Here is a 24,501-nt window from a genome sequence, read left to right on the forward strand (position 1 = left end):
TCCCTAGCCTTTTTGCAGAAATTTATAGAAAACAGGCTGGCTTGTTCTAGCAAAGTCACACTATTTTGGAAACTTAGCCTCTAAGCCTAATCAAGTATCCTGCTTTGGCTGATTACTTTGGGCTACTTCTATGACTTGCTCGATATCTAAATCTAAAGCCTCTGCTATCTGTTCTACAGTTGCACCTAAGCTCAACATAAAAGGTACTGCTTCTAACTTACCTTCAAGCTTGCCCTCTAGCTTCCCTTCAAGCTTAGCTTCCTGATAAACTTTAGTTTGTTTTAACTCACTTAAACCCAGCATTTGCTCAATCTCCTCGCGGCTCTTTTGCGGAAATTTATAGAAAAGAGGCTGGCTTGCTCTAGCAAAGTCACACCATTTTGGAAACTTAGCCCTAAGCCTAATCAAGTATCCTGCTTTGGCTGACTACTTTGAGCTACTTGTTTGACTTGCTCAATATCTAAATCTAAAGCCTCTGCTATCTGTTCTAAAGTTGCGCCTAAGCTCAACATAAAAGGTACTGCTTCTAACTTACCTTCAAGCTTGCCCTCTAACTTACCCTCTAGCTTAGCTTCCTGATAAACTTTAGTTTGTTTTAACTCACTTAAACCCAGCATTTGCTCAATCTCCTCGCGGCTCTTTTGCGGAAATTTGTAGATAATAATCGTCTCTATTAATTGTAGAATTTCCCTCTGGGTGATTTCATCAGCTATTTGTTCTCTAGCAATGTCAATCAACTCTCTGGCTTTTATCCCAGCAGTTGACTCTGGTTCAATTCCTAGCTTGACTGTCTCAATGCCAATAGACTGTTCTGCTGAGTCTAATTCATCGAGATAAATACGTTTTACCCGCTGACTTGTTAATAATTCTATATATCTTTCTGTATCTCCTGTATCAACACTCCGGGTTGGATAAACAACGACTCCGCACCAATTATTAATCAATTCCGTTTTATCCAGGTAAAGAAAGATTTCTGTGATCGAGAGTAGAACCTTTTGTCAGGTTGAAATTGAACTTCCACAAAATAGATAGGTGGCGATGGCGTATTCATTGTAGGAATAAATACACCGTCAATTCGGAAAGCGAGTTGTTTGACTTCAACCGAAGAGAATTGATAAGCGTCTGCGGTTTCTGGGGGTTGGCTGATCAGTTCAAAGAAAATGCTGGGGAAGCTTTGGAACAAACTGTAAAAGATGGTGTCTGTTTTCACGTAGTTTGATGCTACTGAATATAATTTTGTTTTAATCCCAGAAAATTTACTCATTAGCAGTTTGCGATCGCGCCTAGTGCATGCAGGGTTGTTAGGGCGATCGCAAACTACTCATGTACAATTCAAATCTATTGTTTACCCAACAAACTATTAAGGACAAAACAATGTATCACGCGTGTCTCTTCCTGTAGTTGGGTTAGTACCTTTAGCAACTTTGCACAATTTATTTTGCTCATCCTGACGCAGTAGCACATCAGTAAAATCTGCTCCGTCAATAATTGCACCATCAAATTTAGCATTAGCAGCAAATGCACCCTCTAACAGCGCATTTGTCAAATTTGCTCTAATCAGGCGAGCCGAATCTAAAGTCGCATTTCTGAGATCAGCTCCCTCCAAATTTGCCGACTCTAAATTTGCAGCAAAAAAGCTAATGCCACTTAAGTTAGCATGGCTGAAGTTGCTCTGGCGGAGATTAGCTTTAGTAAAGCTGGAGTCTGTTAAATCACGTCCTGAAAAATCAGCCTCAATTAAAATTTCCTTATTGTATTCGAGTGCTAAAGCAGTTGGAGCAAAACCGATAAATGCTGTAATGCCAAATATTCCCCAAAGCAATAAACTGAGTATGCTTGCCCAAATTCGGGTGTTTAACCTAATATTCATACTATTTTTAGTCAATGACTAACCGTCCTCCATCTCATTATCCTGATATTGGTCACCTTGGAGAAGACTTAGTAGCCCAATGGTTGCAATCTACTGGTTGGGTAATTTTGCACCGACGCTTTTCTAGCCGCTGGGGAGAAATTGATATTATTGCCCAATATAACAAAGGAGCAGAGGAGCAGAGACTTCCTCCGCTCAACACTCAGCACTCTACACTGGCATTTGTTGAAGTGAAAACTCGCAGTTCAGGTAATTGGGATGCAGGGGGAAGAAGTGCAGTTACGGCACAAAAGCAAGCAAAACTCTGGCGTACGGCTGAGATGTTTTTGGCTCAGTACCCTGATAAAGCAGATTACCCGTGTCGATTTGATGTTGCTATTGTCTACTGTCAACGGATTTCAAAAAACCTGATTGGGGTTACTGTTACCCAGGAATTTTTAGCTACTGCATCAATAGCTGGATACAAGTTTAAGCTGCAAGAATACATTCCAGCAGCTTTCGACTCTTTAATTGATAATGGGTAATCGGTAATAAATAAAATATTTTAATTACCAATAACCAATCACCACTAATTTTCTAGTCGCTTTATTGCCAAACGGCATCATGCCAAGGTTTCTGGACAGTAGCCCAATCCTCGGACAAACTGTTGCCTAAAGGCTTCGATTTCTTCTCTCTCTGGACTTCCATGAGAGACGATCGCTACCTGATAGCGACGCATTACCTCCACAGGGCATTGCCCCGCTTCCAGACTCCAAAGTGCCATTTGCACCCTCATTGGCGGCTCATAGCTAATTCCTAATTCATTCAGAAAAGCGCGAAAGTCGCCATCTTCTTGAGCTGAGACTTGACCTCTGAGTTTGATCCTAACCACCCAGCCATCAATTTGATGAATGACGGTGACGAACGCAACTGGTGTCTGGGGTCTAGCGTGCAGGTGTTGAACGACCCTCAGAGTTAGACTGGCATTTGCCAGATAATACAAGTATTCCATGTTTAGTTGGTGCTTGGGATCAAAGCCAATCCTACATATCTATATTCGTCAATAGATGCCTGCTTCCGGTAGGGTAAAAGCCCCCGTTTTTTGATGGGGAGGTTTACCCAATTTTCATGTTGAGGTTTCCGTGTTACCTAATAGTATCAATCTTATAGTCTAGGAATGAAATTGAGCGATCATGTCTTAGAGTTCTTTTATGAGCCAAAAAAGCGAAAGCTCAAACCAGTTTTTTGAAGACAGATAAATCTAAATGGAGCAACAATTAGCACAAGCCGATTTGAATAATACTTCTAGCCCACAAGCAAAAGATGTCGAATTAGATTGTTCGATAGCTGGGTATGATTATGAACTACCTCCTGAACTGATTGCCCAAAATCCAGCAGTTCCTAGAGATAGTTCGCGGTTATTGGTAGTGAATTCTCGCACTACAGGCAATGAAACAGCTGCTTTGAATCACATTTTCCGTGATTTACCTGAGCTATTACAGCCTGGGGATTTACTGATAATGAATAATACGAAAGTCATTCCCGCGCGGTTGTATGGCCGTAAATCTACTGGTGCAGAAATCGAAGTATTGCTGTTGGAAGAACGGCAACATAACTGCTGGTTAGCCCTAGTTAAACCAGGAAAACGCTTTAAACGGGGAGCGAAGATTATTTTTGAGGCAAAGAGATTTTCTTTTTCAGGGAGTGGGAGAGTGGGGGAATGGGGGAGTGGGGGAGAAAATAATTCTTCTTTCCCCCCCTCTCCCCCTCTCCCTGTCTCCCCCTCTTCTTCCTTGACGGCTACGGTTATAGAAACAGACGCAGCGACTGGGGGACGTTTGTTGCAATTTGATGTACCAGAGGGAAAAACTTTGGTACAGCTTTTGGAAATATTCGGTGAAGTACCTCTTCCACCCTACATCACTGCTTCGGAAGCTGGTGATGACCAGTACCAGACAGTTTATGCTAAACAACCAGGAGCGATCGCAGCTCCGACAGCAGGGCTACACTTTACACCAGAATTACTAGAAAAGTTGCAAAATCGTGGAATTAATCAAGCTTTTGTGACGCTGCACGTAGGTGTTGGGACTTTTCGCCCTGTGGAAGTGGAGGATGTGACTACCCACCAAATGCATGAAGAATGGATTGAAGTCCCGGCGGCAACGGTGGAGCAAATTCGTGCCACTAAAGCAGCTGGCGGTCGAATTATTGCTGTGGGAACAACGGCAGTACGTGCCTTAGAAGGAGCGTCACAATCTGGCGATTTACAGCCATTTTGCGGCAAGACTGACCTGTTTATCTATCCTGGCTATGAATGGCGGGTGGTAGATGGTTTAATTACAAATTTTCACTTGCCACGTTCCAGTTTGCTGATGCTGGTGAGTGCGCTAATTGGTAGACAACGGTTGTTAAATATATACAAAGAAGCGATCGCTTCTCGTTATCGCTTTTATTCCTTTGGTGATGCCATGCTGATTTTGCCAGAAGCCGTAGAAGTACAGACGCGATGAATCGCGTCTGTACAAGATTGGGAGTGAGGAATTTTGAATTTTGAATTTTATTCTGGGTACTCTGACTTATGAGGATTTAACAACAAGTACAGAGCTGCCATTTTATGTATAAACAGCATCAACTTCAACAGTGGTTTTGCTGCTTTCCCACGGTGGTATGTCACCAAGTTTCTAATTGGCAAAAGCCGCACCTCAATCTTCTCTGTGCTGCATCTGCGATTTTAGTTTTGGCTGCACCAATAATTACTAATTTCCCAGGAAGCAAGCTGCTGGCAGAAAGTGTGATTTCTCAGGATCTCCAAGCAGCTAGCTTTTACCAGCAGGGAGTCACGCGATATAACCGCAATGATTTAGAGGGTGCAGAGAATGCTTTTCGCCAAGCGTTGCAGCATGACCCCAATCTTGGGGCAGCACGGAATTTTTTGGGCAATATCTTGATGCAGCAAAATCGCTTAGACGCAGCGGTAGAAGAATACGCCCAAGCGGTTAAAATTAATCCCAATTTTAGTGAAGCTTATTACAACTTAGGGTTAGCGTTGCACCGACAAGGAGAAAAAGAAGCAGCGATTACTATGTATAAACAGGCCCTTTTGATAGATCCTACAAGGGCAGCAGCTCAGTATAATTTGGGATTAGCATTGTACCAACAAGGACAGTTAGAGCCTGCGATCGCTGCATACCAACAAGCAATTAATTTAGATAGGAACAATGCAAATGCTTACTTTAACTTAGCACTTGCCTTGCAAGAACAAGGAAAAGCAGAGGAAGCGATCGCAGCTTATCGGCAAGTCTTGCAACTAGACCCTAAAAATACCACAGCTTATAGCAACTTGGGAAGTTTGATAGCACTGCAAGGTCAACCATCTGAGGCTATTGCTGTTTATCTACAAGCTATTCGCCAAAATCCCAAGAATGCCTCAGCTTTCTACAACTTGGGTGTGACTTTATACAATCAAGGTGATCTCAAGAAAGCTAGTGCAGCCTTGAAACGCGCCCGTAACGAGTACCGTCAACAAGGCAATGTTGAGCAAGTTGATAAAATTGAGCAGCTAATACAGCAAATTGCTCAGAAAAGAGAACAACCTCAAGCTAGTCAAACAGCCACTCCTTCCCAAACTTCGACCCCTACTAGTAATGTAGCGCCAACACCTGAGTCACAAACACTAAAGCAACCAGAAATCCCTCAAGAGAAACACGCAATTCCTAGCGATGTGCCTGAAGTTGAACAACAGCCTACTTTATTAAGCCCTAGTAAATAATTTCGGAGTTATTAAACTGAGAAGTTAGGAGTTAGTAGATAACTAATACCGTTTTTCTAAAATGTGATGACAGATTCAACACTGAGCGTAGCCGAAGCTTCAATCAGGCAAGGAATTGCGCTTAAGCGCTAGTACGAACGATGTGCTGCTTGCATTTAGAGAATTGGTATAACAACTCCTAGCTTCCAACTCCTGTAGAGACGCGATTAATCGCGTCTCTACTCCAAACTTCTGTACAAACGCGTAGACGCTCGAAGAGCGGCTTCTCGTAAGAATATAATCGCGTCTCGACTCCTAACTTTATTAAATTGGCAAGCGATTAATATCTTTGTTGCAGCCAATAACTACCATTGCTGAACCGCGTTCTAATCGCTTAGTCGGCTCAGGATTAATTTGAAATTTACCATCTTGGCTCACTGCCAGCAAATTCAAACCATAGCGGTTACGAAGTTGAAGTTCGCTGATAGTTTTACCATGAAATTCATCAGGAACAATCAACTCTACAATACTATTATCTGGGTCGAGATCAAATCGCTCTAAAATTGCTGGTTTAGTAAGTGTACGCGCTAAGGCACAACCCGCTTCGTACTCAGGAAAAACAACATGATCTGCTCCCACTCGCCGCAATAGCTTACAATGAACTTCACTTGAAGCTTTAGCAACTACGTGGGGTACACCAGCTTCTTTCACATTCAGTGTAGTGATAATACTTTCCTGAATATAGTTGCCAATCGCCACAATTACTGTATCAAATTCAAAAACTCCAGCTTCTCTTAGTGCGGCTGGTTCGGTAGAGTCTAGCTGCAAGGCATGAGCAACTATTTCTTCTGTTAATGCTTCTGAAACCCGTTTTTCATCAATATCTGTAGCTAGTACTTGATAGCCGAATTTGTGCAGTGTTGAACAGACAGACCGACCAAAACGACCTAACCCAATTACAGCAAACTGGTGGTTATCTTTACGTAAACTGCGAAAAAAACTTAATGATGACAAATTCACATTTATTATCCTTATTATGGCTCCCTGGATCTAGGACAAAAAGCGGTTATACCGCATGAATTAAAAATTTTATTTTTTGCCGGATGATGTATATTTTATCAGTTTTGTCATTTGTCATTTGTATTTGTCATTTGAAAGAATTATGCTCTTCCTATCCATCTACTTTTTTAAAGCTATCCCACTAGTAAATTCTCTTCAGGATAGCGAATTCTGCTTGGTCGCGGGTCTCCTAGTGCTGCTGACATGAGTAGTAATACACCGACTCTGCCAATATACATAGTAATAACTAATATAAGTTTTGCTGCTGTGGAAACACTAGCGGTGATGCCTGTAGAAAGGCCCACGGTGGCGAAAGCTGATACTACTTCAAACAGAATTTGGATAAAATCTAGTTCTGGATCTGTGACGGCAATAAAAATTGTAGATAAAATAACGATCGCTATTGAACCAACCAATACACCAACAGCTTTTAAAATTAAAGGTATTGCTATTTTGCGTTCATATAATAAAACTTCTTCTTTTCCTTGAAGAATTGCTTGAGTGCAACTGGTCAATACTCTCAAAGTTGTAGTTTTAATACCGCCTCCTGTACCGCCAGGGCTAGCACCAAGAAACATCAGCGCAATGGTAATAAATAGACCCGCAGTGGTCATTTTGCCGATATCAATGGTGTTAAAACCAGCAGTTCTAGGAGTAACTGATTGAAACCAAGCTAATAACAACTGGTCACGAAGATTTAAAGATCCAAAGGTTTCAGGATTTCTTGCCTCTATACATAAAAAGGCAATTGTTCCTATAAATAATAGCAATATTGTTGTGCTGGTTGCCACTTTAAAATCTAGTGAAAGTACTAATTTAGCTGGTTTTTTCTGGAAGCGATCGCGTAACCAAATGTACATTTCTAAAATTACTTGATAACCTATTCCCCCAAAGATAATTAGTATGGTTACAGTAAATACTACTAAAAAAGATGACTGATAACCAATCAAGTTATCTTTAAATAAACTAAAACCTGCATTATTCCAAGAATTAATACTATGAAAAATAGCTAACCACAATCCTTTATCCCATCCATAATTAGGGACAAAAGCTGGTAAAAGCAAAAATGTTCCAGTAATTTCAAAAATGAGAGTTGTGGCAATAATTGAACGAATTACTTGAGCGCTACCGCTGATTCCTGGTCGGTCTAAAGCTTGTTGAATTGCTATTTTTTGCCGTAGGTCAAACCTACGCCCAATTAGCAAAATTAAAAAAGTGGTGCTTGTCATGTAGCCCAACCCGCCAATTTGAACTAACAGTGTAATAAACAACTGCCCCCAAAAAGAAAAATAAGTACCAGGATCAACTACTGATAAACCAGTAACACAAACTGCGGATGTTGAGGTGAACAATGCGACAATTGGGTCATTCCAACTACCATTGCTAGTTGAGAAAGGCATCATTAGCAGGATTGTTCCCATTGCGATGACAGCTAGAAATCCTAAGCAAACTGTGCGAGAAACAGTCATAAGTAATTCAAAATTCAATCTTGTTGGGCATCCCAGCAAAAGCAGCTTATTAAGGTAAAATACACAAGTTTTATTCAGTGAGAATAAATGCGGTTTAGCCTAGCTGGAAGCAAAAATACCCTAATTTAATTAAAAACATACATGGTAACCTAAGCAGTATGTTTTTTTAATTCCGCTTCGTCTTACATACATACTGTTTTATTCATGAGTGCTACACTTTACCAGCAAATACAGCAATTCTATGATGCTTCTTCCGGTCTGTGGGAACAGATTTGGGGCGAACATATGCACCACGGCTATTACGGCGCTGATGGTACACAACAAAAAGACCGCCGTCAGGCTCAAATTGATTTAATTGAAGAAATCCTGAATTGGGCAGGGGTACAGACGGCAGAAAATATCCTGGATGTTGGTTGTGGTATTGGTGGCAGTTCTTTATACCTAGCAGAAAAGTTTAATGCTAAAGCGACAGGTATTACACTGAGTCCTGTACAAGCCTCTAGAGCAACAGAACGAGCTTTGGAAGCTAATTTGAGTCTAAGAACACAATTCCAGGTGGCAAATGCTCAAGCAATGCCCTTTGCTGATAATTCTTTTGACTTGGTTTGGTCACTGGAAAGTGGTGAACATATGCCAGATAAAACCAAGTTTCTCCAAGAGTGCTATCGGGTACTGAAACCAAGTGGCAAGTTAATTATGGTGACTTGGTGTCATCGACCGACGGATAATTTACCATTAACGGCGGATGAACAAAAGCACTTGCAGGATATTTATCGAGTCTATTGTTTGCCTTATGTGATTTCTTTGCCAGAGTATGAAAGAATTGCGCGTCAACTTCCGTTAAACAATATCCGGACTGCTGATTGGTCGCAAGCTGTTGCCCCATTTTGGAATGTGGTGATTGATTCCGCGTTTACTCCCCAAGCGCTTTGGGGCTTACTAAATGCCGGTTGGACTACCATCCAAGGGGCGTTGTCGCTTGGATTAATGCGTCGCGGTTATGAACGCGGGTTAGTCCGGTTTGGCTTATTATCTGGTGTTAAGTAATTAATGTAGTGGCGTGGCAAGGCTTTAGCTTAACGCACCTGTTGCTGGCGGTGCGTTAAGCGCTTTAATAATATTATTTGTGATCAATTAGATTGAAATATGCGCTTAACACAATGTCATACCAATTCAATTAATGATTACAACACATCCCTGGTTTAAGACGCGATGAATCGCGTCTCTACAATATGGTCTATTTGTTACATTCTTTTTTCAAATTGGTGTCAGTCGCCTCAACTCGGGAAACCCGCCCACGCAACGCACTGGCTCCCCTAGATTAATTTTATTTTTACTTTATAAATTACCTCTCAGGTAATTGTTGCATAGCTACAATTTAGGGACACAATATTGTTGTGTCCCTACTAACGTAAGCCTATAAAATTTACATACTAAATACAGATGTTTTCTGTATCAGCCACCTGCAACAGCAGGTACAATACTTACTTCATCACCATCTTTCAAGTGTGTATCTGCTCCATCTAAATGGCGGATATCTTCGTCATTCAGGTAAAAATTCACAAACCGCCGTAGCTGTCCTTTTTCATCACACAATCGCGATTTGAAGCCAGGAAAGCTTTGTTCTAAAGAATCCAAAAGTTCAGTAATGGTACTGCCATTGGATTCGATAGTAGCTTGGTTATGAGTCAAACTTTGAAGAACAGTAGGAACTAAAACTTTTACGGTCATAGCAGAAGAAAGTTAAGAGTTAATAGTGAGGAGTGAGGAGTGAGGAGTTAAGAATAAAAAACTCATAACTAACTCATAACTCCTAATTAAACGAGGACTTGTTGCCATTCCAAGCGGTCTAGTGTACGCGATCGCTCTAGGGCGCGTTCAAAACTATCGAGTTTGGCGTCAATCGTCAAAGGTTCGCCAACGTAGCCTTGAACTGCTTCTTGGGTTTTCAAGCCATTGCCAGTGATATAAACAACGGTAGTCTCATCTGGATCAATTTTGCCAGCTTCTACCAATTTTTTCAGCACTGCAACGGTTGTACCTCCGGCGGTTTCTGTGAAGATGCCTTCAGTTTCTGCTAGTAGCTTGATGCCTTCAATAATTTCTGCATCATTAACTGATTCAATATTACCGTTAGTTTTCTGAGCAATCTCTATAGCATAAATACCATCTGCTGGGTTGCCGATCGCTAATGACTTAGCAATTGTATTAGGTTTGACTGGCTTGATAAAGTCGCGCCCTTCTTTATATGCTTGGGCAATGGGGGAACAGCCTTCAGCTTGAGCGCCGCTGAAACGCACGCTCTTACCTTCTACTAAACCAACTTCTACGAATTCTTGGAAGCCTTTGTAGATTTTGGTGAACAGTGAACCAGAAGCTAGAGGTGCAACTATATGATCTGGTAGCTGCCAACCCAGCTGTTCTATAACTTCAAATCCCAGTGTCTTAGAACCTTCAGAATAGTAAGGACGTAAATTGATATTGACAAAACCCCAGCCATGTGTATTAGCAACCTCACAACAGAGGCGGTTTACCTGATCGTAGTTGCCTTTCACAGCCATGAGGGTGGGGCTATAAATTAGGCTACCCAGGATTTTCCCAGCTTCTAAATCTGCGGGGATAAACACACAGCAGTCTAAACCAGCGTGAGCGGCGATCGCCGCTGTCGAATTTGCCAAGTTACCCGTGCTAGCACAGGAAACAGTCGAAAAGCCCAATTCTCGCGCCCGACTCAGAGCGACTGATACCACCCGATCCTTGAAGCTGAGGGTGGGCATATTGACGGCATCATTTTTGATATAAAGCTTGTTTAGACCCAGGCGACGCGCAAGACGATGGGAACGAACCAAGGGAGTCATACCAGTTCCCACATCTATAACGTTATCAGTTGCGACAGGTAAAAAAGGACGGTAACGCCAAATGGAGTTTGGCCCAGCTTGAATTTTTTCACGAGTGACGGTGCGACGTAGAAGGTCGTAGTCGTACTTCACTTCTAATGGCCCAAAGCATAACTCACAAACATTGCTGGCTTTGAGTTCATATTCTGCCCCACATTCTTTACACTTCAAGGCATGAAAGGCGGCAGCGGTTGTTTGAGTTGTTGTTGCCTGAGTCATAAACGAGCTTTCCCTGTTTGTCGTCAACTTCGACTGATACTAACACGAGCAAAAATACTAGTCAAACATACCCGACTAAATTAGTCGGGTATGTTTGACGCAAATGTTTTAGTAAATAGTGTAAAAGTACTACTCTACTTCTGCCCAATTATATAGATAAGTTGCGATTGTTCCTTTACCTGGGACTTCAATTTCGCCTCGCTTTTCAAACAAAAAGTCATCACGCAAGCGATTGTAAGTTTCTTCTGTGACTTGGATTTTGCCAGGAATACCTTGAGATTCCATGTCGCTGGCAACATTCACGGTTTTTTCCCAGAGATTAACAGAACTGCTATGAATGCCAATGCTAATACTGAAGTTTTGGTGGTACTCAGCATTAAATAGAGCGATCGCTTCTTGCATATCTAGTGCGATTTGAGCGATCGCTTGTGCGTGATCTGGGCGTTGTCTAGCTAAGCCAGCTATCACCACATAAGCATCTTCAATCGTCTTAATTTTCTCTAAATCATATTGTTCCGTGAGGCGATCAAAGGCTGAGAAAATATGGTTGAGCAAGTTTACCAGTTGAATAGCACTTACAGAAGCGGCGATTTCGGTATGGCCAATGATATCTGCATATAAAACTGTGATATCTGTAAAGTTTTCGGCAGTGTTACTTGCTGGTTCTTTGTAGCGATCAGAAGTTGCGGCTGGCAAAATATTTAATAACAGACGTTCATTTTGTTGTTGATAATGTAGTGCTTCTTCTGCTGCTAGTCGCTGGGTGATGTTGCGAAAAATGCCACGAGTCGCAACTGGATGACCTTCTAAAAATTTACAGTTAATATTTCCTTCTAAGAAGATTGTTTGACCATCTTTAGTAATGAATGCAGCTTTTATTTGCTCTAACTTTTCTCCTGACATTACACTATAAAACTTTTGCCAACAGTATTGTTTATAATTTGGATGTATAATGTCAAATACATTCATATCAGCAATTTCTGCTTCGTTATATCCCAAAGTTTCTTGCCACGCACGATTGACATACAAAAAACGACCGTAGGCATTAACAGATTGAATCAGGTCGTTAGCATTCTCAAATAAATCTCGATATCGTTCTTCACTTTCTACAAGAGCATCTTCTGCTTGTCTGCGTTTGATAAATTGGGCAATTTGACTACCAATAGAAGCCATCATTTGCAGGAGGTCTGGATCTTTTGGTTGCACCTCTCGGCTAAAGAAAACCATTACGCCTAAGATGTTGTCCTCATCTAAAATGGGAAAGCCAAATGCACCATGTAATCCAGCTTCACTCGCGGGTTGCGATCGCCGTAAATCACTATCTTCTGTAATATCTCTAATCCACAGCGGAGAAAGTCTTGTCCAAATTCGCCCAGGTAATCCAACACCAGGGGTATAGGTGGTCTGCCAAGTAATTGCTTTAAACTCTCGCACAGAAATTAATCGACTTGACCAAATTTCCACACACCTTAGTATTACGTTGGTACTGTATCCTTGTACTGATTGACTAATATATTGGCTAGGCGTCCATAGCTCTCCTAAATCCCATCCTATGCTTTGACAAATTGATTGTAAAATTTGTGGAATTGCCTGTTTGACACTTTGAGATTCTGATAATATACGAGTTATAGCGTACTGAGCAATAGTACGTTCTTCCCTACGGCGCTGCAAGGTTATATCTCGACCAATATAGACAATATCTTCTAATCCCTCTATTTTTTTATGAATAACTGAGCAAGAAAAAGCTACTAAGAGTTTTTCTTTTGTTTTAGTTCTACAAACTACCTCTAAATTTTGAAAGTGTTGTTCAAATAAGGAGTTATGCTGAATCGCATTTGAAAATAATTGGTTGTCATCAATTATTAGAGAGACAGACTGATTAATTAATTCTTTTTCACTAAAACCGAATAATTTTTGAGTCGCATAATTTATTTTTTTAATTTTTCCTGAACTACTTATTACTAATAAAGCATCTGCAATTGAAGCAAGAACTTTATCCATGTAATTTTTATATGCTATTAAAGCACTTGACAACAAATTAGCTTCATTTGCTCGCTGTGCTAACCTTTGTTGTAAAACCATCCTCTCAGTTATATCTTCAATCAGGATAATTAATTTATTTTCCGGTTCCTTTTCATGCTGTTCACCGATGATATATAAATTCATATATACATCGGCTTGATTTTCATAAAATCGCCTAATATTTTGTAATTCAAACAGTTCCTGCTGTCCTTGCAAGATAGATTTCATTACGTCTTCAAGCCCTATAAACTCAGGAAAACTTAGCCGAATATCGTTACCCAGCATCATCTCCTCTGGATGTGCAGTAAATCGTTGCACTTGCTCGGATGTATCTATAATACGGAAATTATTATCTAGTTCCAAGCATTCAAACTTACGTGGAAAAGAAGCTTTATTAAAAATCTGATTTAGTGCATGGTGTTTCATTAGGAATTTAGGAATCAGCTTGAGACTTTTCTGAGAATAATGAGGATTCAAATAAAATAAGATACTTTAGAGGAGAGAAGGAGAAAACTTCAACCTATTGACCGATGACCCTAGCGCTCTGCTATCCACTAAGGGCTTAAAAGTTAATACTAACTAGCATTCAGTATTTAATACTAGTGATAATTATCTCAATTATTTATTCAAATATTTAACAAATATACAAGCCTGTGATGATATTGGTAGAAAATCTCTACTGATAGATTAGCTTAAAGGTGTGAGAGATAAGTGCGATTAGCCCTCTGCACGTCCTAGCATTTCCCCTCTCCCCCCTTTTCTGCATCTTTCGTGGATTAAATAAGTCAAAATTTAAGTAAACGCGATCGCACCTTACCAACAATGCAGATTACCCAGAGTCTCCATACAGCCATACTCGTCACTGACTTAGAACGCTCTGAACATTTTTATAGCAAAGTATTGGGATTATCCAAAGTTGAGCGTTCCCTGAACTACTCTGGTGCATGGTATCAAGTGGGTAACTATCAAATTCACTTGATAGTTGCACCAACAGTCCCCACCGAAAACCCAAACGAAAAATGGGGACGCAACCCCCATATTGCTTTATCAGTTACTGATTTAAATATCGCCAAACAAGAATTGCTCAATCAGAATTATCGCATTCAAGCCAGTGCTTCGGGTCGTCCTGCCCTGTTCACCCAAGACCCTGATGGCAACATTATCGAGCTGAGTCAGCAGTAAAGGGAGTAGGGGACAGGGGGCAGTGGACAGTTGACAACGGACAGGGGGGACAAGGGGGACAATTAAGAAAATAATTACTATCTCTTGACTTTTGACTCTCAAAGCCCAATGAAAATCATTGCCTACACTTACACCGATCCTCTATTAGAACCATCTCCTGATCAAGCTAATTGGGGATGGGAGGTGGATGCTGTTTATCAAGATTTGGGTAAGCGTACACAATTACAACAACTGTTGACTGACTGCGAAACTGAACCAGCAAATTATCTCCTAATCCGTCGCTTGGAAGAATTGGGGGATAGTGTAGAGGAAGTGAGCGATCGCCTCAATGCACTCGAAGCTATGGAAGTGATGGTGATTGCTACTCAACAACCCTACACTTCAGAAAATTCTCATCTCCGCGTTGAATTGCTGAATTTACTCCACGAAATTCAACGTCAGCAACGCAGTCATCGCATCCGTCAAGGACACGCCCGCAATCGTCTTGATGCCGCACCCCCTCCCGGCAAAGTACCCTACGGCTATCGCAGAGGTCAAGGAAAATATACTATTGATCGCAGTACTTCACCTGTGGTCAAAGATTTTTTTGAACATTTTATACTTTATGGTTCGCTGCGCGGTTCGGTGCGTTACCTAGCGAAAAAATACGGTAAGAAAATCTCTGTCACCACTGGACGGCGCTGGCTGACGAATCCAGTCTATCGTGGCAATACAGCTTATCACAATGGTGAAATTATCTCGAATACTCATATTCCGATAATTTCTCAGCAAGAAGCTGCTCAAGTTGACCGACTTTTACGCCGTAACAGCCGTTTACCTTCTCGGACTGCTAGTGCGCCGCGTTCTCTGGCTGGGTTGGTTCTCTGTAGCAAGTGTCAATCACATTTGACAGTTACTAGTGTCACCCAACGCAACCAAGACAAAGAGTATCTTTATTTACGTTCTATTAGCTGTCCGAAAAAGCCCAAGTGTCGAGCGATTCCTTACCAAGAAGTCTTAGAAAATACCATTGAAACTGTTTGCCGTGACTTACCCCTAGCGGTAGCAGGAACGAATTCTCCCCAATTGGATGCAGTCAAGAATAGTTTAGGGGAAGCGATCGCCCGTCAGCAAGAAATCCTGGCTCAGATACCAGCTTTAATTGAAACCGGAATTTTGGATGCCCAAACAGCAAAGTTAAGGGCTTATAAACTCCGTACGGAAATTTCTGCACTACAAGCCAAGTTGGCAACACTCCCACCAGTGAATTTGCGTTCTGTTGCTCAAGCTGTTTCTCTTCCCCAATTTTGGTTAGATTTATCGGAAACAGAGCGCCGATTCTACTTCCGAGAATTTATTAAGCAAATTGAAATTATTCGTCAGGATAAAAATTGGAAATTACAAGTAATTTTTATTTTTTGATAGGTAATTCTTTACTACCCCATTAATTGTTACTGCTAAAAATTTTCCTCAGTGTTATTTAATTAACTTTTGGACTACCGTCGGTATTTATCATCTTGTCCGACAAGAGTAGCAAAAGTTTCAACATAAATGTAACAAAAAAACTATTACTGCAACCCAAAAACCAAAATAATAAATAATTAATATAATCCTACCGTTTCAGGAAATGCCTGTGCTAAATATATCGCAGGAGCGCACAGCAGTCAGTGTCTACAGTTATTCACGTATTACAGATATTCCTAAAAGCGGTATAACTTAATAACAACTACTTGTTATAAATTATGTTTGAATGTGTCTTAAATACTAATTAAAAACTCAGATTGTATGATTTGTATCATTTTTTGTATAAAGATAAATACTAGTTAATCATCTAAAAAATAGCTAAGATAAATTTCTCAAAAAATTAGTATCAATCCGGGAAAACTGAGTTAATCTTGGAAACTAGTAATTGTTAAGAACACTTGTTGTTACTGGGTGGCAACATTGGAGATTCGCTAGATGTCTCTATGTAATCAAACCAGCAAGCAAAATGATTATCATAGAATATGCAAGAAGGAAGCTTTGTTTGGGGTCATCTAGAAAAACAGCATCGCACGGCCCAGAGATGGATTGATTGGGTATGGCTAATAGTATTACTGTTGGCAGCAGTGTTATTATTTAGCATCAATCTTGGAGGATTGCCGCTGCGAGATTGGGATGAAGGTACTGTGGCACAAGTCGCCCGTGAGATTTGGCGTGCGCCAGCAGGTTCAATGCGTTGGCTTTACCCAACCCTGGGAGGTGAACCATATCATAACAAGCCCCCCCTGATGCATTTACTAATTGCTTGGGCTTATTCTCTGGGAGGCGTGAATGAGTTAACCACACGCTTACCAGGAGCAATTTTAACAGCAACTTCCGTACCTTTGCTGTATTGCATTGGTCGAGAGATATTTCGCCAACGTTGGGCAGCTATTTATAGCGCCTTGATTTTCCTGACCATGCTACCTGTGGTACGTCATGGGCGTTTGGCGATGTTGGATGGGGCGGTGGAAACTTTTTTGATGCTGATGATGTTGTGTGTATTGCGATCGCGTCGGGATTTACGTTATTGCCTTGGTATTGGCATCAGTCTTGGGTTAATTTGTTTAACGCAAGGTTTGTTAGGCATCACCCTTGGCATAATTGCGATCGTCTTCTTATTTTGGGATACACCACGACTACTCACCTGTTACTACCTATGGACAGCAATTCTGATTGGAATGTTGCCTGTAGCCTGCTGGTATGGCATTCAACTGATACGTTATGGTTACGCTTTTGCCCAAATTGGTCTTGTGAGTCAATCTCTCAACGGAATTGGCACAGCCGCTGAGGGTAATTTTGAACCACCTTGGTACTACATCCTAGAAATTCTCAAGTGGACGTGGCCTTGGCTAGTGTTTTTACCGCAATCCATAACCTTAACGTGGGAAAATCGCAATCTAAGCTGGGCAAAACTCGTACTGGTATGGAGTGGTGTCTATCTGTTAATAATTTCTTTCATGAGTACCAAACTTCCTTGGTACATATTCCCGATTTACCCAAGCCTAGCCTTAGCTTTTGGTATCCAGTTAGCAGAAACAGAAAATTCGCCTTTACTGACATCTTATCCCCGTCTTTGGGTAACTGGTTTTGCCATCCTGGCTGTAGTCGCTTCTGCTGGCAGCATTTATTTTAGCTGGGGTACAGCACCAAAAACCGACTTACAGCTGATTTTTGCAGCAGTCGCTGTGACTATGACTTTAGCAGCTATTTTGGCAGAGCGAGGCGACGGGCAATTTCTGAAGATTTTGTTTTGGGGAAGTTATCTTTCGCTGTTGCTGTTGATGAAATCAAACTACTGGGTTTGGGAATTATCTGAAGCCTATCCAGTTAAACCAGTCGCCGCTATGATAACGCGGGCAAATCCAGTCGTGAGGAAGATTTACACATCTTTTCCTTCTCATCGTCCCTCATTGGATTTTTACAGCGATCGCACTATCATTCCTGCTTCTCCAGGTGAACTGAAATATTATTGGCATTATAGCGGCCAACCCTACTTCCTGATTAATGCATCTGCTATCAACAATCTCCAACTAGAGTCACTGAAGCTAGTTGACGAGGCTGAAGGCTGGAAATTAGTTACAAAAGATACTAGTCGTTTATAGGGAATGGGGCAGTTGTCCACTGTCAACTGCCCCCTTGTCCCCCTCCTCCAGCCTGATTTCGGAGTATTTTTTGTTATAATAATACTTACGTTAAAGTAAGATATGATTTCTGTAAGAGTATAAACTTAGGTAAATATTTTATCTACTTCTTGAATTTTCTCTGTTTTTGGAAACACTTGCTGATCGTAGTTAGTGCTTTCTTGCGTTATGGCAAGCGTACTAAAGAAAATGGCACTGCCAACAGCCAGAGCTACCATAGGACGCTTAAGCAGAACAAAATCTCTTATAATCCTTGCTAAAGGTCGGCTTTGACGACGTAGTGCCGAAGCGACAATTATCTGTCTCCAGGTAAATGGATCACGGACATAATGACCGCTCTGACAAACTACTAGCCGTTCCTGGCAGTACGGACAGGAAAACAAGCCAATGCACCTCTTGATTGGTTTAGGCGTGGCATTTCTTTGGCAAATTGGGCAAGTAACATAATGATTATCAAAGGTGTGTGTATTCATCTACCTCGTCCGCCTAGTAGTCCATTTACGCGCTTTATAACAATAGCTATATTGAATTTTGAGCAATACTTAGTAGGCTCCTAAGTATGACCTAACTGAAGTAGGGGTATGAGGGTTTAAGGAAATAGGGATGTAAGGGAAAGAGAGTGCTTTTTTTGAGAGGGAAAAGCCTGCTGTTATACTCACGATTCCTTCAGAAGTAAAAACACTTAATGCTTGCTGTACGCAAGCAAATTTGTCAATCATAAATCCCTATATTCCTATATTTCTATACCATTACACCTTGCCCATAAGGCATTGACATCAGCCAGGAATCATACATTAACTTATGTTCCTACTAAGGATGGTTTAATGGTCGCAACACGAGTATAGCTAGATTTAGGTGAGGATGGCTCCTCTTTAGTACTTGTCTATATTGCATCCACTCAGCCTACAGATACTATATTTTATTTACAGAGAATAAAGTCGATCCTCAGTCCCATGTTTTGAGCGATCGCTAACCCCTGACTATTAATTCTCTACTATTTAACCATTCTCACCACAAAAATTTTGCAGAATGATATTTTTACTAAAGCTTTCTCAACCAAGTAAATAAACTCTACTTGTCTGGTTGTTAAACAATGGCTCACAATGAGAAGTAGCAGATAAAAATTTAAGTTTTTTCTTACATTTTCCCGACCTCAATGACTCTCCTGCCTCCCACTCAACTGAGGAAGGTAACGGAACAACCTGCCTTTCCTACACCTTCCGCGCGTTTAGCCGAACTCATTAATCGTTTTCAACCATCACCAGAAACCGTTGTGCTTTTTTTAGCTATGCTAATTGGCGGTGGCACTGGTATGGGTATAGTTACGTTTCACTATTTGATCCAGCTAATTCACCAATTGATGCTGGAAAATTTGATGGGACAAATAGGTGTTTGGGGTGCTTGGACTTTAGCCTGTGTTCCTACTCTTGGCGGACTCATCGTCGGCTTGATGCGCTGGCGCACTCAAGACTTTGGGCCTGGACTGTCATCTCTCATCGCTGTCTCTCAGGGAAAAGAGGTCAGCCGACCACTACGACCAGTGACAAAAATGCTGGCTGCATCTGTCTCTTTGGGAAGCGGTGCTTCTTTGGGGCCAGAGGGGCCGAGTGTAGAAATAGGCGCAAACTTTGGGATGTTGTTGTCTGTAATTCTCAACGTATCTCAAGAACGACTGCGTTTGCTTTTGGGTGCTGGTGCTGCTGCTGGATTAGCAGCGGGATTTAATGCCCCAATTGCCGGAGTATTTTTTGCTCTAGAGGTAGTTATGGGAACTACATCTTTTGCAACTTCTGCTGTAAGTGTGGTGCTACTCGCAGCCGTGGTGGCGGCATTAATTGCTCAAATTGGTTTGGGAGCGCAACCTGCTTTTGCCTTACCTGTTTACCAAGTCCGCAGTCCTTTGGAATTACCTCTTTATCTGGGGTTGGGTATAGGGGCTAGTCTAGTTTCTCTAACTTATACTGAATTAATTCGTTTGGCTAAAGCTTGCTTTGCTGGAAAAGTTCCAGGTTTTGAGTTTTTGGGACGAATTCCTCAGCCGATTCATCCAATTATTGGCGGTGTCATCGTCGGCGTAGTTGCTTTGTGCTTCCCGCAAATTTTAGGTGTAGGTTATGAAACTGTAGAAGCAATGCTTCAAGATGTGCAGTTTTCGCTTTTGTTGTTGGTTGAACTATTAGTATTAAAGCTGTTAATGACAGCAATTAGTACTGGTAGCGGTTTCATCGGTGGTTTGTTTGCACCAGCGATGTTTTTAGGCGCTTCTTTTGGTTCAGCTTACGCCCATATTTTGGCTGTGCTATTTCCAGGAATTAGCGAATATATGGCTGCTCCTCCGGCTTATGCAATGGTGGGAATGGCAGCAGTTTTGGCAGGGAGTGTGAGAGCGCCGTTAACAGCTATTTTGATGCTATTTGAATTAACTCGTGACTACCGCATTGTTTTACCATTAATGGCAGCTGTGGGTTTGAGTGTTTGGCTAGTGGAGAGGCTGAAGCCAACTTTTAACTCTAACTCCAATCTTCAGCAAATTGGTCTTGCTGAGTTGAAAGATGAACAAGTTGAAATTGTCCAGCAAATTTTAGTTGAGGATGCAATGCAATCCTGTCCTAAAAAGTTACTTGCAACCCTTGGGGTATTGGAAGCAGCTGTAGAAATGACACGCGATCGCATTCGCAGTGCTTTAGTAATAGATGAAAACGAACAATTAGTTGGTATTGTTTCTCTAGAAGATATTAACCGCGTACTTTCTCTGTGGGAAAGTTACTCAAATTCGTCTACTGAAATTCAGCCTAATCTATCTAGTCAAACTCTTGTAGACATTTGTACTACTGAAATCCTTTATGCTTGGGAAGATGAACCTTTATCTGAAGCTTTAGACCGGATGGCGCTTCGTGGTTTGCATCAATTACCAGTGGTCGCTAGAGACAAACCCGATCGCATTTTAGGTTTATTAGAAAAAGAGCAAATTGCATTAACCTGCAATTTAGCAGTAACGCGTAAGGCACTTCGCCACCATTTACCACTTCTACCTTCAACAGATATAGTCATTAGTCATTAGTAGAGACGCGATTAATCGCGTCTCTACAATAGTCATTCTAGAGACGCAATTAATCGCGTCTGTACAATAGTCATTCTAGAGACGCAATTAATCGCGCCCGTACAATAGTCATTAGAGACACGATTAATCGCGTCTGTACAATAGTCATTCTATAAACACGATTAATCGCGCCCGTACAATAGTCGTTCACAAATGACAAATGACTATTTATTAAGCTGTAGCTTCTATTGCTTCGGCATCTTCCTGGCCTTCTGGATCTACCTGTCTGAGACGAATATGCTTTTTCCCTAAAGTGATGAGAAACTCATCTCCAGGTTTGAGATTCATCTGTTTAGTATAAGCTGAACCGATCAGTAAGTTACCATTCGATTGCACACTAATTCTATAGCTTGCGCTGCGTCCACCACGCCCATTGGCACTTGGTGTACTGTCCAACTGAATACCTTCGGCATCAATTAGGGCATTTAAGAATTTCATCATATTCACTCGCTCTATACCATTTTTGGTAACGGTATAGTAGCCGCACTGCTTGGCTTTTTCTTCTTTGCTCAGGTTCTCCAGCTCTTTGACTTTTTTGAGCAGTTCTTCACCAACTAGGGGTTCAATTTTTTTCTGTTTAGGCATCAACTTAGGTCGAAAACGAATGTTTGAAGTATTTGAATCGATTTTATTTTAGCTGAGGTTGAACTAATAGGAACAGAATCCTTTAGTTTTTATCTCAACCTAGCCAAGTATATTACATAGGTAGACGGAATTGTTGTGCAATTTTCAATTTTGCTAAGACAATCTATTTATAGAATCCTGGCAATCATCATAACTATATATAGTTTGTTTGTGAATTACTGCTAGACTATAATTGTTTAAGTTTTTTAAAGTAAAGCTTGCATAGGCTATCTACTTACTAAGCAAGATAATTAAGAGACAGAATCATAAGCAAAACTGATCCTTAGTCAAGAGTCAAGGGTCAAAAGTTAAAGGTCAAGAGTCAATATTTGGACTGTAGACTTTTGACTGTTGACTGAACAACAAAGTTTACTGGAATGAAACTAACTACCAGAGGACATTACAGTGTGAAGGCGTTGCTGGATTTAACTTTACAGCCAAAATATGGGCCTGTATCTGTAAGAGCGATCGCTAATCGTCAAGATATCCCAGCTCCCTATCTAGAAAAATTACTAATAGAAATGCGTCGTGCTGGGTTAGTGAAATCAATTCGTGGCAGCATCGGCGGCTATCAATTAGCAAGAGAACCAGCACAAATCTCTATAGGACAAATTTTAGAAGCAGTCGGTGAAACGATTACTCATTTACCTCAGCACACACCACTACCAGCACAAACTGAAGATTGGGTAACATTTACCCTTTGGCAGAGGCTCAACCAAAAACTTAAAGAAGCTTTGTACAGTATTACGTTGGCAGACCTTTATTATGATGCGCGTAGTTGGCAAGCTTCTCTTGGAGAAGAAGCTAGTTTTGTAGTTTAGTCATTGGTCATTAGTCATTAGTCATTCGTTATTTAGTAGAGACGCGATTATACTCTTACGAGAAGCCGAAGCAGAGCGTCTACGCGTCTGTACAATTAATCGCCTCTGTACAATAGTCATTTACAAATAACGAAGGATATAAAGACAAATGGCATCAGGTGTTGCTTTAATCATTGCGGCACTTTTGGATTACCTAATTGGAGATCCTTGGGGTTGGCCTCATCCAGTACAAGTGATGGGATGGGTAATTTCTCGTTTCACAAAATGTTCTCTGCAATTGTGTCATAATTCTGTAACACAGCGCCTAGCAGGAATTTCACTAGGCATTATTCTAATAATTGGTAGCGGTGGTATAGGCTGGTTAATAATTCAAAGTGCCAGATGGCTGCATCCACTGTTAGGAATTGCTTTAGAAAGCATTCTGTTAGCTAGTTGTTTTGCAGGCAGAAGTTTACGAGCAGCAGCAGTTGCTGTTTTACAACCTTTAACGGCAGGAAATCTGGAAGAGGCTCGTAAAACTTTAAGTAATTACGTCGGTCGAGATACACAAAATCTTTTAGAACCAGAAATTTTACGAGCTATTTTAGAAACAGTTACAGAAAATGCCACTGATGGAGTTATGGCTCCACTTTTTTATGCGATTGTTGGTGTCTTTATACCAGTTATCGGAGCAGCTCCCTTAGCTTTAGCATACAAAGCTAGCAGTACCTTAGATTCAATGGTGGGCTATCGAGAAGCACCTTATACTTATTTGGGATGGTTCAGTGCGCGTCTGGAAGATTATTTGACTTGGCTACCTTGTCGTTTAACAGTTATAACTCTGGCGCTTTTATCTCAGAAACCGTTATATGTTTGGCGGATTTGTCATCGGGATGCAGTTAGCGATCCTAGTCCCAATTCTGGCTGGAGCGAGTGCGCCTATGCTGCTATTTTGGGTGTGCAGATGGGAGGTATAAATTGGTATCGCGGAGTTGCTAAACATAAACCACTGCTAGGAGATGCTATTTATCCCATCACTCCTACTTCTATTCAAAATGCTTTGCAACTGACTCGATATTGCTTTTTACTATGGTTAGGGGTAGCGATCGCTATATTTTTAATACTCATAAACAGGTAATGATAAATATAGGGTATTAGGGACTGGGGACTGGGTACTGGGGAAGAAATTAATTAATCCGGGTTGTATTCTTCCGAATCCGCAATCTCTAGTCCCTAGTCCCCAGTCCCTAATATGATTGTTCAGGGGTATTAGTCTATGGCTACGTCTGCCAAAGTAGTTGAAATTCTCTCATCAGAAGAAATCCGCCGTACCTTGAATCGCCTTGCTTCTCAAATTGTAGAAAGAACGCGTGATTTATCGCAACTAGTACTCCTCGGTATTTATACTAGGGGTGCGCTATTAGCCGAACTATTAGCACGTCAAATTGAGACGTTGGAAGGTGTAGCCGTGTCGGTCGGCGCTTTGGATATTACATTTTATCGAGATGACCTTGACCAAATTGGTTTACGGACTCCGGCGAAAAGTGAAATTCCTTTTGACCTTACAGGGAAAACGGTTGTTCTCGTAGATGATGTGATTTTTAAAGGACGGACGATTCGCGCTGCTTTGAATGCAGTAAACGAATACGGTAGACCAGAGGTGATTCGTTTAGCTGTGTTGGTAGACAGAGGACATCGAGAATTACCCATTCATCCAGATTTTATTGGCAAACAGTTGCCTACAGCTAAAGAAGAAATTGTCAAAGTCTTCTTACAGGATTCTGATGGACGAGATGCTGTCGAGTTGATTGGGGATTAAGAATGGGGAGTGGAGAGTGGGGAGTTGGGAGTTAAGAGTTAGGAGTTAGGAGTTAAGGTCAAGAACTTA

The 24,501-nt window shown here is 41.2% G+C and carries 20 protein-coding genes and 2 pseudogenes; 11 read left to right on the forward strand and 11 right to left on the reverse strand.

Annotated elements, in window-relative coordinates; all coding sequences use genetic code 11:
• Positions 1-90: 90 nt before the first annotated feature.
• From WKK05_RS17505 to WKK05_RS17515, 3 genes and pseudogenes are all read right to left on the reverse strand, one after another.
• Positions 91-348: pseudogene (locus WKK05_RS17505) on the reverse strand (flagellar assembly protein H); the annotation flags it as partial.
• Positions 349-404: 56 nt separating this feature from the next.
• Positions 405-1,210, reverse strand: a pseudogene (locus WKK05_RS17510) (Rpn family recombination-promoting nuclease/putative transposase).
• Between the two features lie 150 nt (positions 1,211-1,360).
• The gene (locus WKK05_RS17515; protein WP_341530857.1) at positions 1,361-1,870 is read right to left on the reverse strand and encodes a pentapeptide repeat-containing protein; all 510 of its coding nucleotides are present in this window, start codon (positions 1,868-1,870) and stop codon (positions 1,361-1,363) included.
• A 14-nt stretch (positions 1,871-1,884) separates the two neighbouring features.
• On the opposite strand from WKK05_RS17515, the gene WKK05_RS17520 reads away from it, so the two are divergent.
• Positions 1,885-2,394 (forward strand): YraN family protein, encoded by a 510-nt coding sequence (locus WKK05_RS17520; RefSeq protein WP_341530858.1) that lies wholly within the window; start codon positions 1,885-1,887, stop codon positions 2,392-2,394.
• Positions 2,395-2,471: 77 nt separating this feature from the next.
• On the opposite strand, the gene WKK05_RS17525 is transcribed toward WKK05_RS17520, so the two are convergent.
• On the reverse strand, positions 2,472-2,861 hold the full coding sequence (locus tag WKK05_RS17525) for a hypothetical protein (protein WP_341530859.1): 390 nt from the start codon (positions 2,859-2,861) through the stop codon (positions 2,472-2,474).
• A gap of 253 nt (positions 2,862-3,114) precedes the next feature.
• Between WKK05_RS17525 and queA the strand changes: the two genes are divergently transcribed.
• The gene (gene queA / locus WKK05_RS17530; RefSeq protein WP_341530860.1) at positions 3,115-4,359 is read left to right on the forward strand and encodes a tRNA preQ1(34) S-adenosylmethionine ribosyltransferase-isomerase QueA; all 1,245 of its coding nucleotides are present in this window, start codon (positions 3,115-3,117) and stop codon (positions 4,357-4,359) included.
• 104 nt (positions 4,360-4,463) lie between these two features.
• The gene (locus WKK05_RS17535) at positions 4,464-5,618 is read left to right on the forward strand and encodes a tetratricopeptide repeat protein (protein WP_341530861.1); all 1,155 of its coding nucleotides are present in this window, start codon (positions 4,464-4,466) and stop codon (positions 5,616-5,618) included.
• Positions 5,619-5,921: 303 nt separating this feature from the next.
• Here WKK05_RS17535 and WKK05_RS17540 read toward each other — a convergent pair whose 3' ends face one another.
• On the reverse strand, positions 5,922-6,617 hold the full coding sequence (locus WKK05_RS17540; protein WP_341530862.1) for a TrkA family potassium uptake protein: 696 nt from the start codon (positions 6,615-6,617) through the stop codon (positions 5,922-5,924).
• A gap of 173 nt (positions 6,618-6,790) precedes the next feature.
• Positions 6,791-8,125 (reverse strand): TrkH family potassium uptake protein, encoded by a 1,335-nt coding sequence (locus WKK05_RS17545; RefSeq protein ID WP_341530863.1) that lies wholly within the window; start codon positions 8,123-8,125, stop codon positions 6,791-6,793.
• 204 nt (positions 8,126-8,329) lie between these two features.
• On the opposite strand from WKK05_RS17545, the gene WKK05_RS17550 reads away from it, so the two are divergent.
• Positions 8,330-9,172 carry a methyltransferase domain-containing protein gene (locus WKK05_RS17550; RefSeq protein WP_341530864.1) on the forward strand — a complete coding sequence of 281 codons (843 nt, stop codon included), beginning with the start codon at positions 8,330-8,332 and terminating at the stop codon, positions 9,170-9,172.
• 408 nt (positions 9,173-9,580) lie between these two features.
• Here the strand turns inward: WKK05_RS17550 and WKK05_RS17555 are convergent, their stop codons facing one another.
• The 3 genes from WKK05_RS17555 to WKK05_RS17565 form a co-directional block, all read right to left on the reverse strand.
• Positions 9,581-9,856 carry a ubiquitin-like small modifier protein 1 gene (locus tag WKK05_RS17555; protein WP_341530865.1) on the reverse strand — a complete coding sequence of 92 codons (276 nt, stop codon included), beginning with the start codon at positions 9,854-9,856 and terminating at the stop codon, positions 9,581-9,583.
• 86 nt (positions 9,857-9,942) lie between these two features.
• Positions 9,943-11,241 carry a threonine synthase gene (gene thrC / locus WKK05_RS17560; RefSeq protein ID WP_341530866.1) on the reverse strand — a complete coding sequence of 433 codons (1,299 nt, stop codon included), beginning with the start codon at positions 11,239-11,241 and terminating at the stop codon, positions 9,943-9,945.
• 129 nt (positions 11,242-11,370) lie between these two features.
• Positions 11,371-13,689: an adenylate/guanylate cyclase domain-containing protein gene (locus WKK05_RS17565; RefSeq protein WP_341530867.1), complete on the reverse strand. Its 2,319-nt coding sequence runs from the start codon at positions 13,687-13,689 to the stop codon at positions 11,371-11,373.
• Between the two features lie 396 nt (positions 13,690-14,085).
• On the opposite strand from WKK05_RS17565, the gene WKK05_RS17570 reads away from it, so the two are divergent.
• The 3 genes from WKK05_RS17570 to WKK05_RS17580 all read left to right on the forward strand — a co-directional run bounded on the left by WKK05_RS17570 (position 14,086) and on the right by WKK05_RS17580 (position 18,050).
• Positions 14,086-14,445 carry a VOC family protein gene (locus tag WKK05_RS17570; protein ID WP_341530868.1) on the forward strand — a complete coding sequence of 120 codons (360 nt, stop codon included), beginning with the start codon at positions 14,086-14,088 and terminating at the stop codon, positions 14,443-14,445.
• A 108-nt stretch (positions 14,446-14,553) separates the two neighbouring features.
• On the forward strand, positions 14,554-15,846 hold the full coding sequence (locus WKK05_RS17575; RefSeq protein WP_341530869.1) for a recombinase family protein: 1,293 nt from the start codon (positions 14,554-14,556) through the stop codon (positions 15,844-15,846).
• 584 nt (positions 15,847-16,430) lie between these two features.
• Positions 16,431-18,050 carry a glycosyltransferase family 39 protein gene (locus WKK05_RS17580; protein ID WP_341530870.1) on the forward strand — a complete coding sequence of 540 codons (1,620 nt, stop codon included), beginning with the start codon at positions 16,431-16,433 and terminating at the stop codon, positions 18,048-18,050.
• A gap of 125 nt (positions 18,051-18,175) precedes the next feature.
• Here the strand turns inward: WKK05_RS17580 and WKK05_RS17585 are convergent, their stop codons facing one another.
• The gene (locus WKK05_RS17585) at positions 18,176-18,562 is read right to left on the reverse strand and encodes a hypothetical protein (RefSeq protein WP_341530871.1); all 387 of its coding nucleotides are present in this window, start codon (positions 18,560-18,562) and stop codon (positions 18,176-18,178) included.
• 683 nt (positions 18,563-19,245) lie between these two features.
• Between WKK05_RS17585 and WKK05_RS17590 the strand changes: the two genes are divergently transcribed.
• Positions 19,246-21,150 carry a chloride channel protein gene (locus WKK05_RS17590; protein ID WP_341530872.1) on the forward strand — a complete coding sequence of 635 codons (1,905 nt, stop codon included), beginning with the start codon at positions 19,246-19,248 and terminating at the stop codon, positions 21,148-21,150.
• A gap of 210 nt (positions 21,151-21,360) precedes the next feature.
• On the opposite strand, the gene WKK05_RS17595 is transcribed toward WKK05_RS17590, so the two are convergent.
• The gene (locus WKK05_RS17595; RefSeq protein WP_341530873.1) at positions 21,361-21,774 is read right to left on the reverse strand and encodes an AbrB family transcriptional regulator; all 414 of its coding nucleotides are present in this window, start codon (positions 21,772-21,774) and stop codon (positions 21,361-21,363) included.
• Positions 21,775-22,190: 416 nt separating this feature from the next.
• Between WKK05_RS17595 and WKK05_RS17600 the strand changes: the two genes are divergently transcribed.
• The 3 genes from WKK05_RS17600 to pyrR all read left to right on the forward strand — a co-directional run bounded on the left by WKK05_RS17600 (position 22,191) and on the right by pyrR (position 24,432).
• Positions 22,191-22,634 (forward strand): Rrf2 family transcriptional regulator, encoded by a 444-nt coding sequence (locus WKK05_RS17600; RefSeq protein ID WP_341530874.1) that lies wholly within the window; start codon positions 22,191-22,193, stop codon positions 22,632-22,634.
• 148 nt (positions 22,635-22,782) lie between these two features.
• Positions 22,783-23,751: an adenosylcobinamide-phosphate synthase CbiB gene (gene cbiB, locus WKK05_RS17605; protein ID WP_341530875.1), complete on the forward strand. Its 969-nt coding sequence runs from the start codon at positions 22,783-22,785 to the stop codon at positions 23,749-23,751.
• A gap of 138 nt (positions 23,752-23,889) precedes the next feature.
• The gene (pyrR, locus tag WKK05_RS17610) at positions 23,890-24,432 is read left to right on the forward strand and encodes a bifunctional pyr operon transcriptional regulator/uracil phosphoribosyltransferase PyrR (protein ID WP_341530876.1); all 543 of its coding nucleotides are present in this window, start codon (positions 23,890-23,892) and stop codon (positions 24,430-24,432) included.
• Positions 24,433-24,501 lie beyond the last annotated feature (69 nt).

The sequence above is a fragment of the Nostoc sp. UHCC 0302 genome (assembly GCF_038096175.1).
Classification (GTDB): domain Bacteria; phylum Cyanobacteriota; class Cyanobacteriia; order Cyanobacteriales; family Nostocaceae; genus UHCC-0302.